This is a genomic window from Streptomyces roseolilacinus, from assembly GCF_014649335.1.
In the GTDB taxonomy this organism is placed as follows: Bacteria; Actinomycetota; Actinomycetes; order Streptomycetales; family Streptomycetaceae; genus Streptomyces; species Streptomyces roseolilacinus.
Map to the genome: position 1 here is coordinate 148130 of NZ_BMSV01000001.1, position 13661 is coordinate 161790.

General features: G+C 77.2%; 9 protein-coding genes. 4 read left to right on the top strand and 5 right to left on the bottom strand.

Annotation, left to right across the window (positions count from 1 at the left end; genetic code table 11):
* Positions 1-337 precede the first annotated feature (337 nt).
* Together IE106_RS00645 and IE106_RS00650 are read left to right on the top strand one after the other, a co-directional pair.
* The gene (locus tag IE106_RS00645) at positions 338-955 is read left to right on the top strand and encodes a hemerythrin domain-containing protein (protein ID WP_189529240.1); all 618 of its coding nucleotides are present in this window, start codon (positions 338-340) and stop codon (positions 953-955) included.
* 466 nt (positions 956-1421) lie between these two features.
* Complete coding sequence (locus IE106_RS00650) at positions 1422-2390, top strand: CpaE/TadZ family protein (RefSeq protein ID WP_189529241.1); 969 nt, start codon at positions 1422-1424, stop codon at positions 2388-2390.
* A gap of 19 nt (positions 2391-2409) precedes the next feature.
* On the opposite strand, the gene IE106_RS00655 is transcribed toward IE106_RS00650, so the two are convergent.
* From IE106_RS00655 to IE106_RS00675, 5 genes are all read right to left on the bottom strand, one after another.
* Positions 2410-3654 carry an ABC transporter substrate-binding protein gene (locus IE106_RS00655; RefSeq protein ID WP_189529242.1) on the bottom strand — a complete coding sequence of 415 codons (1245 nt, stop codon included), beginning with the start codon at positions 3652-3654 and terminating at the stop codon, positions 2410-2412.
* Positions 3651-4577, bottom strand: coding sequence for a GlnX family signal transduction membrane protein (locus IE106_RS00660; RefSeq protein ID WP_189529243.1), 927 nt, complete (start codon positions 4575-4577; stop codon positions 3651-3653). The genes IE106_RS00655 and IE106_RS00660 overlap by 4 nt, the downstream gene beginning before the upstream one ends.
* The gene (locus IE106_RS30790; RefSeq protein ID WP_189529244.1) at positions 4574-6082 is read right to left on the bottom strand and encodes a vWA domain-containing protein; all 1509 of its coding nucleotides are present in this window, start codon (positions 6080-6082) and stop codon (positions 4574-4576) included. Before IE106_RS30790 ends, IE106_RS00660 begins: the two co-directional genes overlap by 4 nt.
* A 210-nt stretch (positions 6083-6292) precedes the next feature.
* Positions 6293-8602, bottom strand: coding sequence for a serine/threonine-protein kinase (locus IE106_RS00670; protein ID WP_189529245.1), 2310 nt, complete (start codon positions 8600-8602; stop codon positions 6293-6295).
* Positions 8599-10311: a S1 family peptidase gene (locus IE106_RS00675; protein WP_189529246.1), complete on the bottom strand. Its 1713-nt coding sequence runs from the start codon at positions 10309-10311 to the stop codon at positions 8599-8601. The genes IE106_RS00670 and IE106_RS00675 overlap by 4 nt, the downstream gene beginning before the upstream one ends.
* An 80-nt stretch (positions 10312-10391) precedes the next feature.
* Here IE106_RS00675 and IE106_RS00680 point away from each other — a divergent pair, with 80 nt between their 5' ends.
* Both IE106_RS00680 and IE106_RS00685 read left to right on the top strand, forming a co-directional pair.
* On the top strand, positions 10392-10709 hold the full coding sequence (locus IE106_RS00680; RefSeq protein ID WP_189529247.1) for a trypco2 family protein: 318 nt from the start codon (positions 10392-10394) through the stop codon (positions 10707-10709).
* Between the two features lie 510 nt (positions 10710-11219).
* Complete coding sequence (locus tag IE106_RS00685) at positions 11220-13466, top strand: PBS lyase (protein WP_189529248.1); 2247 nt, start codon at positions 11220-11222, stop codon at positions 13464-13466.
* The last annotated feature ends 195 nt before the right edge of the window (positions 13467-13661 follow it).

A 13661-nucleotide genomic window follows, 5' to 3' on the forward strand; every position in this document is an offset into this window, starting at 1 on the left:
CGGGCGCCGATCCGGGCGGCACCGGCGGTGGGAGGCGTGCCCCGCCGGAGTGCGCCGACGGCTTCCGTGTCGCGGGCTTCGCCCGGCGGGTCCGGTTCCCTCGCCCGTTGGGCCGGTCCCGTGGTGGGGTTCCGTCGAGCAGGTGGCCGTGCCGTGTCGCCCTCGTACGGCGGAGCTTCGGCGTGCCGGTGGTCCGCGGGGGTGTGTGGCGCCGGCCGTTCGGTCCGCGGTGTGGTGCGTGGCTCGACCGGGGCAGTTCGGCGGGGAGGCATTGGGGCGGGTTTTCGGGCAACACGGTCACGGCACCGTTGGATCGTCGAAAGCGAAAGGGCCCGCCATGGCCGATGACGTCATCACGATGATCAAGACCGACCACCGTGAGCTGGAACGCCTCTTCGAGATGATGAAGAAGGAGAGGAGTTCGCGGCCGCTGGCGCTGCCGCTGGCCGTGGCCATGCTGGAGGCGCACAGCCGGGCCGAGGAGGAGTGCGTCTACCCGGCGCTCGCCGAGGAGGCCGGGGAGAAGGACGAGGTCCGGCACGCGACCGAGGAGCACCACGAGGCGGAGCACCTGGGCAAGCACCTGCTGGAACTGGACTGGGAGAGCGCGGAGTTCGACCGCGAGCTGGAGAAGTGGGTCGACGCCGTCCGCCACCACGTGCAGGAGGAGGAAGAGGAGCTGCTGCCCGTGCTCAGCCGGACCTTCGACGCCGAGCGGCTGCAGCGGCTAGGGCTGGAGTTCGCCGGGCAGCGGTCCGAGGAGCTCGCCGGGACGGCCGTCGGTGACGGTACCGGGGACGGGCAGGGCTCCGGGCGGCGGGGCGGCGAGGGGCCCACGCGGGCCGAACTGTACGAGAAGGCGCGGAAGCTGGGCGTCGAGGGGCGGTCCTCGATGAACAAGGACGAGCTGGAGCGGCAGGTGCAGGAGGCCGAGGAGGGCGCCGGCGCCGGCTGAGGCCGTGGGGGTGCGGGGGTGAGTGCGGCGTAGGGGGCGTTCGGGGGCTTCGCTCCGGGGTGTTGGGTGTGTGGGGATATGCCGTCGTCGGCCCGGCCGGCGGCGGCTTTCTCCTGCCGGTCGGGGGGCGGGGGCCGATGGTAGGTTCGAACGCGTGAGTGCAGTGGGGGCCGCCGCGGTGGGCGCGGAGACGGAAGCCGGGTGGGGGTGGCGTACGCGCGGGGCCGCCGGGACGAGCGCCGCCGGGGCGAGCGCCGTCGGGGCGGCCGCCGGTGTCGCGCGGACCGCCGCCGGGGGTGTCTCCCCGGGCCGCCGGGGGGCCGGCCGTCCGCGGACCCGGACCGCTCGCGCCGGTGGGCGCGGGGCGCGGTGGCCCGAGGCCGGTGCCCCGCTCGCAACCGGGGGTTCCCGCCCGCTGTTCCCGCTCGCCACCGGTGTCCTCGGCACCCTCGCTTAGGAGTACGGCATGACTCACGGCGACCACCTGATGCGCAGGCCGTACGTGTCCCTGCCCGCGCCCGAATCCGTGCCCGTGGTCGACCCGCGGCTCGCGTCCGCCCTCGGGCGGCCCCAGCACGGCGACTCGGCGGCGCGGCGGGTCGGGCGGTCGCTGCGCGGGCTGGCCGCCTCCGCCGTCAAGGAGCCCGGGGAGCGCGGCCGCGGCGGGCCGGAGGTCCGGCTGCCGGTTCCCAGCGGGCGGGTCATCGCCGTGACGTCCATCCGCGGCGGGGTCGGCAAGTCGACGGTCGCCGCGCTCCTGGGGCGTACGTTCACCCGGCACCGGCCCGACCCGGTGCTGACCCTGGAGGCCGACGCCGCGCTGGGTACGCTCGCCGTGCGGATGGGCGCCCCGTCCGTACGGTGGTCCTGCCCCGAGCTGGCGCGGATCCTGACGCCCCGCATGGACCTGAACGACATCACCGGCTACCTCGTCCCCGTCGCCGACGGCGGCTGGCTGCTCCCGGCGAGCCAGGGCCGCGTCGGGCCGCCGCTGGACGTGCCGACGTACCGGACGGTGTCGCTGGCGCTGCGCCGCCACTTCGCGGTGACCGTCGTCGACTGCGAGACGCTGCCCGGTGAGGTCGCCCGTACGGCGATGGACACCGCGCACGCCCGGGTGATCGTCGCGCCGCGCACCGCGGAGGGCGTCAACGGCACGCGTGTGGTGCTGGACTGGCTGGGCGGGCTGCCGCACCGGCGGGCGATCGACAGCACCGTCGTCGTCCTGACGTCGGGCGCCCCCGACATGACCCTCGACCCGAAGACGGCCGTCGCGCACCTGCGGGAGCCGGGGGTGAGCGTGCTGACGCTGCCGTACGACCGGCACCTCGCGCAGGGCGGGCCCATCCACACGGCCATGCTCGCCCAGGCCACGAACGACGCGGCCGTCGGCCTCGCCGGGGAGGCGCTGCGGAGGGCCCTCGGGGCGTGCTGAGGGCGGGGGGAGGGCGGGTTCAGCCGCTGCCGCACGCCGAGGGCAGCCACTCCGCCCGCCCGTGCCGCTCGCGGACCTCCTCCAGCACCGCCAGCCGCGCCGGCAGCTCCCCCGGGTCGGCCAGGAACCGCAGCGCCGCCTGGTGGAAGGCGTCGCGCATCGCCGGGGGCATCGCGTCGGAGGCGTCCCAGCAGCGCATCGTGCCGCGGCCGCGCAGGGTCGCGTCGATGCGTTCGGCCGTCGGGTCCCCGTCGTACGTGCCCGCCGGGACGGCCCGGTTGGCGGTGAAGCCCAGCTGGGTCGTGCCGGGGTCGGCGAGGTGGCGGACCAGCGCCCGCGCCTCGGGGGTGTCGTGCAGCATGGCCGCCAGGTCGCCGGACACCTCCCACGCCGTCAGGTCCTGCCGGGCGCCGGGGATCACGGCCTTGGCGTGGACGTACCGGCCGCGGACCGCCGTCCAGTGCGCGCCGGAGCGGACGAACGCCGCCTGGTGCTCCAGCCGTTCCCGCGCGCAGGCGGGGCGCTCGCCGCCCCACGGGTCCTGGTAGGGGGCGAGGAGCGCCCGCTCCACGCGCCTCCGGTCGCCCGCGCCGACGAGGTCGCCCCACGTCGTCCAGGCCCTGCGCACCGCCGGGTCCGTCCAGGGCAGCCGGCCCGTCGCCCACTTCTGGTACGTCTCCCAGCCGGCCTGCTGGAGCAGGACGTCCTCCACCCAGTCGGTGCCCGGCCAGCCGGACGTGGCACCGGACTCCAGGGCGAGGCACCACTCCCCCGGGTCCCGGGCGATGCGGGCGGCCTCGGCCTCCGTGAGGGCGCCGGGATGCCACACCATGCTCTTCAGGTCGGCCTTCACGGGGATCCAGTGGACGCCGCCCTTCAGTGCGGGCGCCCACCCCGGGTCGTAGTGGTCCGGGTCGAACAGGCCGTCCAGGGGCTTGAGCCGGCCCTGGGCCGCGTACGCCGCGAGCTCGCCCGGGCCCGGCATGATGACCACGTCGGGGGGCGTGCCGGACGCCACGTCGGCGGCGAGCACCTGGCTCTCGGCGGAGCTGCCCTGGTACACGACCCGGATGCGGTGCTTGCGCTCGAACGGTTCCAGCACGTCGCGGCGGAAGCGCTCCTCGTCGCCGCCGGTCCAGTTGCCCAGCACCGTGACGGAGCCCTTCCAGCGGCCCGTCCACCACTGCGCGCCCACGGCCACGCAGGTGGCGAGCAGGACCAGGCAGAGCCCCACGATCGTGTACCGGCGCCGGCGGCCGCTCATCGGTGCCTCCGGACGCGGTACTCGGCGATGCGCGGCAGCAGGCCGCTCACGGTCAGGGCCACCAGGGCCACCCCTCCCACCAGGATCCCGTCGGACGCCGCCGCCCGTACGTCCGCGTCGGCCAGGTACTCCGCGACCCGTGCCCCGGCCGTCGCGATGCCGTCGCCGGTCGGCTCGCCCCTCAGCTCGCGCAGGGCGTCCGCGGTGCCGGCGCGCGTGCGGAGGGTGAGCCACACCAGGGTCGCGGCGCCCGCCGCCCACAGCGCCGTCGCGGCCAGCAGCGCCGGGTCGGCCAGGCGGCGGAAGCGGCTCCGGGTGAACCGCTGGGTCTCCCACAGGGCGGCGCACAGGAGGGTGAACAGCACGGCGGCGGCCGTCCAGGCGACGGTCAGCGGCCATCCGGGCGCGGCCTGCCGTTCGGCCACCTCCAGCTGCTCCTTCCGCAGTTCGGCGAGGCGGCCCATGATGTCCTCGTCCGTGTCGGGTGTCTCCAGGACGCGGTTCGCGTAGTGCAGGTAGGCGGCGCGCAGCGGGGAGCCGCCGGGTTCGCGGCCCGCCTGCTCGACCCAGCCGGAGTAGACGGCGATCAGTCCGGTGACGGTCTGCAGGGTGCGGCGGCCGTCGAGGCCGGTGACGTTCTCGGAGGCGGCCAGGGCGAGGGCCTGGTGGGCGACGGAGACGTGGGTGTGGAAGGTGCCCGTGCCCGCCCCTTGCAGGTCGGCCTCGGCGGCGGCGTCGCGGGCCTGGACCAGGGCGGACTCGGCGGTGTCGACGGCGAGGACGCCGGGCGCGCTGGACGCGGCGAGCCGGGCCGCGTCGTCGTGGACGGCGCGGAAGGCCCCGAAGGCCACGAGGGTGGTGGCCAGGCCGAGGACGAGCAGCCGCGACAGCCGGACGCGCAGGTCCCTCGCGGTGGTGCTCACGGCCGCTCCCGGAGCCGGTGGCCGCAGCGGGGGCAGAACCGGGCGGTGACCGGTGCCCGCCCGTCGCACGCCGGGCACGGGAGGGTGGCGGCGCCGGGGCCGGCCGCGGTGCCCGCGGTGGGCGGCCCGCCGGGGCCTTCCGGCGCGTCGCCGTCCTGTTCGGGGCCGTACGTGCTGTGGCTGCTGGTGGTGATCAGGTGCTCGAAGTCGACGGGGGCCAGGTCGGGGCGGAGCCGGACCCGTCCGGCGGCGGCGTCGACGACCTCCACCAGCCGCGCGAAGTCGGCGAGCGGCCGGGCCGCGCCGACGGTGTGGGCGAGCCGGACCCCGCGGCCCAGGTGGTGTTCGGCGCGTTCTCGGTCGCCCCTGCGGTAGGCGTCGGCGGCGGCGGCGACGGCCTGGCCGAGCTCCCCGTACAGCTGGAAGTGGGCGACCTGGGTGTCGGTGTGCCGGGAGAGCGCCGGGTCCTCCGTCCAGTGGACGACGCAGGGGCGCGGGGGCGGCAGGCGCACGCCGCGGTCGGCGGCGGGCAGCGCGAGGGAGACGACGGCCAGTTGCAGGTCCTCGCGCCGGGGGCGGCCGGTGGGGTCGGTGGAGAGGCACAGGTGGTACCGGCGGGTCTCGTCGCCCCAGGCGCGGGTGGTGAAGCGGTGCGTGCCGCCGGGCTCGGGCCGGCCGGCGGGCTCCAGGTCGGCCTCCGTGGGGAACACCTGCTTGAGGTAGCGGACCGTGGTGCCCGGTACGGGCGTGACCTCGACGGTCAGCTCGGGGACGGCCTTGGTGAGCAGGCGGGCGGTCAGCTTCTCGTACTCGCCGGGCAGCGCGGACTCCTCCCGTACGGCGCCGACACCGCCGTGCAGCCGGCGGGCGATGCGCAGCAGTTCCTGGGCGTCCCAGCCGTCGCCGATGCCCCAGGCGTCGCAGACGAAGCGGCCTTCCCAGGTGTCGAGCACGGCGTCGAGCGGCATCTCGCTGTCGTGCTGGTTCTTGCCGTCCGTCAGGAGCAGGACGTGCCCGATGGGCGCGTCCTGCTCGGTGAGGAGCCGTCCGGCCAGGTCGAGCCAGGCGCCGATGCAGGTGCCGCCGCCGGCCACCAGGCCGTGGACGGCGGACTCGGCGCGGCGGCGGTGCCCGGCGGACGCGGCGGCCATGCGCGGCGCCGCCGGGTAGGCCATGGCGGCTCCCTCGGTGCCCTGGACGACGGCGAACGGGGTGCCGGCCGGCAGCATCCGGATCGCGGCGGCGGCGGCCTGGCGGGCGGCGCGGAACTTCTCCTGCGGCCAGGTCATCGAGCTGGAGCAGTCGACGACCAGCACCTCGGCGAGCAGCGGGCCGCGGTCCCCGCCCCCGGTGCCGTCCACCGCGCCGCCCGTGCCGTCGACGCGGACGGTCAGCACGACGTGCATCTCCTGTTCGCGGGCCTCCGTGGACAGGTACTTCCACTGGCTGATCTCCAGGTCGGCCGTGGCTCTCGCCGTGCCGCCCGCGGTGCTGTCCGGCGTCATGTCCCTCGCGTCCCCCTCGTCGCGTGCGTTCGCCCCCGCGGCCGTCCGCCGGCCGCGCTCGTCCGTTCCTCGCGGCCGTCCTCCGGGCCCGTTCGCCTTCCGTGCTCGTTCGTCTCGGTGCTCGTTCGCCTTCCGTGCCCGTTCGTCTCGGTGCTCGTGTTCGACTCGGTGCCCGTCTCCCCCGGCGTGTCGTGGTCCCGTGCGGGCCCCTCAGACCCGCTGCCTCCCCCGGCGGCCCGCCCGTGGGAGCCGCAGGCGCGGTGGCGGGAGGACCGCGTACGACCGGTCCAGCAGGTCGCCCCGCAGGTCGCCGTCGTGCGCCTGGTCGGCGAGGGCCCGCAGGGAGCGGGAGAGCAGGCCGCTCAGCGCCGGGACGCTGTCCTCGGGGCCGAGCACCTCGCCCGCGGGGAAGCCGATCCCCCACCCGCCGGGCGGCCGGCAGGCGAGCGCGTTCTCCCGCACCTCGGTGACGAGGCGGGCCCGGGCGGCGGCGTCCTCGCCGGTGCGGGCCGACTCGGCGAGCCGGTCGGCCGCCCCGCGCAGGTCCGCCGCGGTGGGGCCGCCGCCCGGCAGCCGGCCGGCGAGCACCCGGACGGCGGCGACGCGGGCCGCGTCGTGGTGGCGGGAGGTGGTGGGCACCTCGTCCAGGACGGCGACGGCTCCCCGCCGGTCGCCGCGCCGCAGGTGGACCCGCACCAGGCCGAACGCCGCGCTGCCCTGCGTGCGGTCGCGCTGCCAGACCGCCTCGTAGTAGTCCCGCGTCCGCTGCTCGTCGGCGTCGAGGTACTCGGCGCAGTAGCCGAGCGCCAGTTTGGGCGCCCACTCGCCGGGCAGCGCCGCGTACACGGCCGCGAACTCCTCCTCCGCCGCGCGTACCTGGCCCTCCGCCAGGCGCAGCAGCCCGCGGTGCCAGGGGATCCGCCAGTCGTACTCGTCCGCGCCCAGCCGCCCGGCGGTGCCCAGCCACCGTTCGGCCTCGCCGGGCGCGCCCCGGTCGGCGTAGGCGCGGCACAGCCACAGCGCGGTCTCGACGGTGCCGAACGCCGGGTCGTGCGCGGCCTGTTCGGCGATGCGCCCGGGGCTGCGGGCGGCGAGTCCGGCGAGGAGGGCGGCGGCCGGGTCGTCCGGGTCGGGGAGGGGGACGGGCAGGCCCCGCGCGGCCTCCCGCGGGTCCGGCGCCCGTACGGGGAGGGTGCGGGGTCCGTCCGGGGCGGCGGTCCAGTGGCCGAGGTCCGGGGGCGTGCCGAGGGCGGAGCCGAACAGCGCCGCGGTGGGCGCGAACCGGGTGGACCGCTCGGGGTACGGCTCGTGCCAGGTCAGGGCCTGGTGTTCGCGCAGCACCTCCCACAGCTGGCGGGACATCTCGGCGGCCGACGCGAAGCGGGCGGCCGGCTCGGGGTGGGTGGCGCGGCGGACGAGCGCGTCGAAGGAGCGGGCGGCGAGCCCGGAGGCGGGGGTGGCGCGGGTGGCGAGGGCCTGGAGGGTGCGGCCGACGGTGTACAGGTCGGTGTCGACGTGGAAGCCGCGCCGGTCGCGCTCCCGTTTCGGCGGCGCGTAGTCGCGGGTGTAGACGAGCCCGGAGGCGCGGTCGTCGACGCGGCGGATGGCGCCGAGGTCGATGACCTTGATGTCGCGGCCGTAGTGGATGACGTTGTCGGGCTTCATGTCGCAGTAGAGGAGGCCCTGGTCGTGGAGGTACTCCAGCGCGCCGAGGATCTTGCAGCCGTACGTGAGGACGTGGTCGATCCCGAAGGGCCGGCCGAAGGTCTCCGTCAGCTCCTCGTCGGAGGCGTAGCGGATCCAGGCGAGGGAGCGGCCGGCGATGTACTCCATGACGATGTAGCCGGTCGGCTCGTCGTCGCCGGGCGCCTGGTGCTGGACGTAGGTGATGATCCGGACGATGTCCCGGTGGTGGAGGGTGGTGAGGGAGCGGCGCTCCTCGACGGCGGAGCGGCGGGCGACGGCGTCGCTGGTGTTGATGAGGCCCTTGAGGACGACGAGGTGGTCGGGGACCTTGGTGTCCTCCGCGAGGTAGACCCAGCCGAGTCCGCCGGCCGCGAGGTAGCCCAGGACGCGGTAGTGGCCGCCGACGGTGTCGCCGGGGCGCAGGCGGGGCTCGAAGGAGTACGGGCGGCCGCACTCGGGGCAGAAGCCGTGGTCGGGGGCGGGGCCGCCGTCGTAGCCGATGCCGATGGTGCCGGTGCAGTTCTCGAAGCCGCAGCGGCGGCCGCCGGTGGGCGGGCGGGCGGTGGTGCCGGCCGCCACCCCGGGGTCGGGGGCGGTGATGTGCGGGAGGAGGACGAGGCCGTCGCGGTCGAGCGGGGCCGGGCCGGCGGGGGCCGCGGGGCGCGGGGCGGCGGGCTCCGGTGCGGTGGGGGCGAAGGGGGGAGGCTCGGGGACGGTGGGCGCGGGGGCGGCCAGGGCGGGGGGCAGCCGGTGGCAGGTGTCGCAGAAGCCGGTGACCATGAGCGTGCCGGTGCAGCCGGCCCGGGTGCAGGGCGTGGGGGCGGGTGTCGTCATGACGGCGCGGCACCTCCCCGGTCCCGCTCGTGCCCGGCGCGGTCGACGCGCTCGACGAGGTGGGTGTACGCGTCGACGGCCTCCTCGGCGGCGCGCACGTCGCAGGGCCGGGCGCGCAGCAGCCGGTGGGCGCGCCGGTGGAGGGTGTCGGCCTCCAGGTCCTCGGCGCCTTCGGTGAGGCCGCGGTGGAGGGCGTGGTAGCCGTCGAGGCGGCCGATGAGCTCGCCGCGGCGGCGGCACAGGGCGTCGAGGCGGCCGGCGGCGGCGTGGAGGCGGGTGCTCAGCCGGTCGGTGAGCCGTTCGAACGAGGCCAGGTCGGGGCCCTCGCCGGGCGCGGGGGGCCGTTCGGCGGTGAGGAGGTGCAGGGCGCCGCCGGCCCGGTAGAGGGCGTCGTGGACAGCCTCGGGGTCGTCGGCCCGTACGGTGGCCATGGCGTCGCCCAGGGACGCGGCGAGCGGTCCGGTGATCTCCCGGAGGCGGGCGACGAGGCGGGCGCGGCGCTCCTGGGCGGGCCGGGTGACCAGGTCGGACCAGGCGCGTTCGTAGCAGGTGCCGGTGTCGTGGAAGACGAGGAGGAGGCGGCTGCCGCGCTCCCGCAGGACGGCGAGGAGGTCGAGGAGGGCGGGCGGGTCGACGGCCCGGTCGACGCCGACGACGACGAGGGTGAGGGTGACGCCGCCGGTCCTGATCCGCTCGGCGGCGGGGTCGGCGGGGTGCTGCCAGAGGCCCATGCGTTCCGCGATGCGCTCGGCCGTCTCGGCGGCGGTGCTGCCGGTGACGTCCAGGGCCAGGTCGTGGCCGCCCGCGGAGGGGACGGTGCCGGGCGGGTCGAGGGAGGCCCGGTCGACGGAGGCGGTGGTGCGTAACTCGCGGTCGGCGAGGGTGATGGCGCGGCGCAGGGTCGCGGCGCGGGCGTGGTCCCCGGGGCGTACGAGGCTGATCTTCACCTGCTCCCCGTCGCCCCGCAGCCAGGCGGCGAGGCGCTGCGCGAACGGCTCGTCGAGGGCCGGTGCGGGGGGCTCGCCACCGGTGCGGGAGCGGAGCCGGTCGTCGACGGCGGTGCGGCCGCGGGTCCACGCGGCGACCTGCGGCAGGTGCCGGACGATGGTCTCGGCGGGGCTCATGAACGAGAACGAGTTGCCGTGCCGGTCGCGCAGGCCGGTGAGGACGATGCCGATGACCTCGCCGGTCAGGTCGTCGACGACGCCGGCGCCGCTGCAGCCGGGGCTGGCCAGTTCGCCGGGGGTCTGCGGGCCGAGCTGGACCTGCCCGTCGCGGCCGCAGCCGCCGATGATGGTGGCGCGGAACCAGATGCCGCCGTTGTGCTCGTAGGGGAAGCCGTACATGCGGACCGCGCGGTTCGGCGCGGACAGCCGGTGGAGGGAGACCGGTTCGTGGGCGGGCCTGGGGTGTTCGAGCCGGAGGAGGGCCACGTCGCCGCTGGGGTCGTCGTCCGCGTCGCGGGTCTCGGGGACGTACGCGTCCTCGTCGACCCGGGCGGTGACGGTGGGGACGTCGGGCCCGGGCGCGCCGACGAACTCGGCGGTCACGTGCGCGCCGGGGGCGACGACATGGGCGCAGGTGAGGACGCGGTCGGGGGCCAACAGGACGCCCGCGCCCGCGATTTCGCCGTTGCTCCACCGGATGCGGACCGCCCACGGCGGGGTCTTCGAGGAAGGATCGACGCTGATACCCCCGTCAGCAACCATGGTCCGAAACTATACGCGGAAGGCCTCTTCTGCCCCATACTCGACGTTCGGGAAACCGACGACCGCGGGGGGGTTGCGCGATGGCGGACGGAGAGGACTTCGTGGGGCTGGCCGAGGTGGTGCGGCAGATCCGCGGGGAGTTGGAGAAGGCCCGGGACGAGGCGGAGGGCCGCGCGCTGGGGTTCACCGTGGAGAGGGTCAACCTGGAGTTCACGGTGCAGGTGCACCGCTCCGGTTCGGGCCGCGGCGGGCTGCGCATCGGGGTGGTGACGGCCGAACTGGGCGGCCAGGTGGACCGCCAGACGACGCATCAGGTGCAGGTGGAGCTGGTGCCCGAGTACGAGGGCGGCCGCGTCCGGGTCGGCCGGGGCGCGCCGCCCCCGCCCGCCGCACGCTGACGGCCGCCGCGCCGGTCCGGTCGGGCCCGCCCTTCCGGCGGTGCGGCGCGCCGGTGCGCGGCTCGTCGCCGAACGGGCCCCGGCGTCGACTTTCCGAAAGCCGCTCGGCCACCGCCTCCGCCCGCTCGCGCCGGAGGCGGACGGCGGCCCGGACCGCGCGGGCCGGGTACCCCGGGTGGCACGCCGTGCAGGGCCCGTCGCCCCGCACCCCGGCGAGCGGACCGGCGCGGCCGCCGTCCCCCTCCCGAGTCGGCGCCCCGGCCGTGCGGAAGGCCGTGGACGGCCGCTCGCGGCCCGGTCCGGCGGCCCGGGGCGCCCGCGCCGCCCGCCCCGGGGAGCCGGGGCGGCATCCGGAGGGCTGAGCGGGCGACAACCGGGCAGGGAACAGAGGAACAGGCACGCGAAGACGTGTCCGAGGCGTGTCCGGGGCGTGTCCGATTGCCGGGGCATCGCCGCCCGCGGTGTGGTGCACTATTGCCCCCAAGCGCAGGGTCCACGGGGAGGGAAGGCATGTTCACGGGGATCGACGAGGTCGACTGGGCCTCGCTGGGTCATGCCTACGGCCCGGCCGACGACGTGCCCGCGCTGCTGCGCGGACTGGCGTCCGACGACCCGGCGGAGCGCGAGCGGGCGCTGGACGGGTTGTACGGCACGGTGCACCACCAGGGCGACGTGTACGACTCGACCCTGGCGTGCATCCCGTTCCTGCTGGAGCTGGTGGCCTGCCCGGACGTCCAGGACCGGGGCTACGTGGTGGAGTTGCTCGCCGGCATCGGCGGCATCGACCTGTCCGGTGACGACGAGATGCACGAACTCGACCCGGAGGACGAGGAGTTCGAGGACGCCGCCAACTACGCCATGGCCGCCGCGGCCGTGGCCGCCGGCGCGGACGTGTTCCTGGCCCTGGTCGGCGACGAGGACCGGGAGGTGCGGCTCGCGGTCCCCGGCGCGCTGGCCTCCCTGCACGGCGACCCGGTGCGCGTGCTGGACCTGCTGCGGGAGCGGCTGACCGTCGAGCGCGACACGGAGGTGCGGCTCGCGCTGGTCGAGGCGGTCGGCAGGATCGCCCTGCGGTACGAGTCGCTGCGCGAGGAGACCGCGGGCTGGCTGTCCTGGCTGTCCGGCGCCGCCCAGGACCCCGCGCTGCGGCTGGCCGCGCTGGCCCAGCTCGCCCGGTGCGCGCCGGGGCGGCTGCCGCGTGACGTCGTGTCGACCGTGACCGGGCTGCTGGCGGAGCTGCGCCAGTACGGGCCCCGCGCGCCCGGCGGCTTCCCCGGCGCGGGCGCGCCGACGGGCGGCGGCATGGGCCTGGGCGGGCCCAACACCCCCTCGACCCCCTGGAATTCGGCCAACTCCTGGGCCGGGCCGGGGGTGCGGGAGGCGCAGACCCAGGCGGGTTCCGTGCACCCCGTGCCACCGGCGGAGCCGGTCGAGCTGCGGCCCGCCGCCCCGACGCTCGTCGGTCAGGTGCGGGAGCTGCGCGAGGAGCAGCGGGCGGGACGCGGCACGGCGTGGGCGGACGACCTGCTCCGTACCCTGCACGGCGCCCTCGACGACCGGGTCGACGACCGCATCGCCCTGGTCACCGCCCAGTTGCGCAGCCCCGACAGCGCGCAGCGGACCGACGCGGTGTGGATGTGCGGCAGCCTCGTCCGCACCTGGCGCGGGGCGTACGACGAGGTGGTGCGGCTCGTCGGGACGCAGCTGCACGACCCGGAGCCGCGGCTGCGGGCGGCGGCCGCGAGCTGGCTGGAGGGCCTGTTCTCGCTGGCGGTGCCCGCCGCGGACGACCTGGCCGCGCGGGTGGTCGCCGACCCCGCGCCGTGGGCGCCCGAGTGGGTGGGCGGCCGGCCCGGCGCGGTGAGCGCGCTGCTGGCGCTGACCCGGGCGGGGGACGCGCGGGCGGTGCCGGCGCTGGCCCGGGCGCTGGAGCAGCCGGAGCCGGACGGCAAGCTGCTGTACGCGATCCCGCACCTGGCGGAGGCGGCCGGGCCGCTGGTGCCGCTGCTGCGCCGCAGGCTGGGCGCGCTGCCGCTCGACGACGAACTGGGCGAGCAGTCGGGGCCGCTGCTGCTGGCGCTGGCGAAGCTGCGGGCGGTGGAGGCGCTGCCGGAGGTGCTGCGGGCGCTGCGCGGGGCGCCGGCGTTCCGCCGCGAGTGGGTGCTGGAGTCGGCGCTGCGGGCGGTCGCGGCGTTCGGCCCGGCCGCGCGGGAGGCGGCGGCGGACGTGCGGGTCCTGCTGGACGACGCCTCCGCCGGGACGGTGACGGCGGCGGCGCGGGCGCTGTGGGCGGTGGAGGGCGACGCCGGGGCGGTCCTGCCGAGGCTGCGGGGGCTGCTGCGGGCGTCCGACACGCACGGGCGGCGGTCGGCGGCGCGGACGGTCGGCGCGTTCGGCGGGTCGGCCGGGGCGGCGGCGCCGGAGCTGCGGGCCTGCCTGTCGGTGTCGGACGTGTGGCTGCGCGTCGACGCGGGGACGGCGCTGTGCCGGGTGACCGGGGACGTCCGGGAGGCGCTGCCGGCGCTGCTGGCGGCGTGGCGCGAGAACCGGCACACGCGCGTGGAGATCGCCGAGTGCCTCGCCGAACTGGGCCCGGTCGACCGGCCGGCGCCGGAGGCCGTGCCGCTGCTGCGCGCCGAACTCGCCCGTACGCGGCGGCACAACGTGTCGGCCGGGGTGACCGGCGACCACGACGTCCACGAGGACGAGCGGCTGCTCTCCCTGTGCCGCCGCGCGCTGGGTTCCCCGGCGGAGTAGGCCGCTCCCCGGTGCCGGGCTCCCCGGTGGAGCGGGCCGGCCCCGGCACCGCGGGTCCGTCGCGGGTCGGTGTGGGCCCGTCGCGGGTGGGTGCGGCCCCGTCGCGGGTGGGTGTGGGCCGGCTGTTACACCGTCGAGGGGTCGCCGCAACGCGGGTCTTCTAGTGTGTCGGCGGCCCGTCCGGGGCGGGGCGTC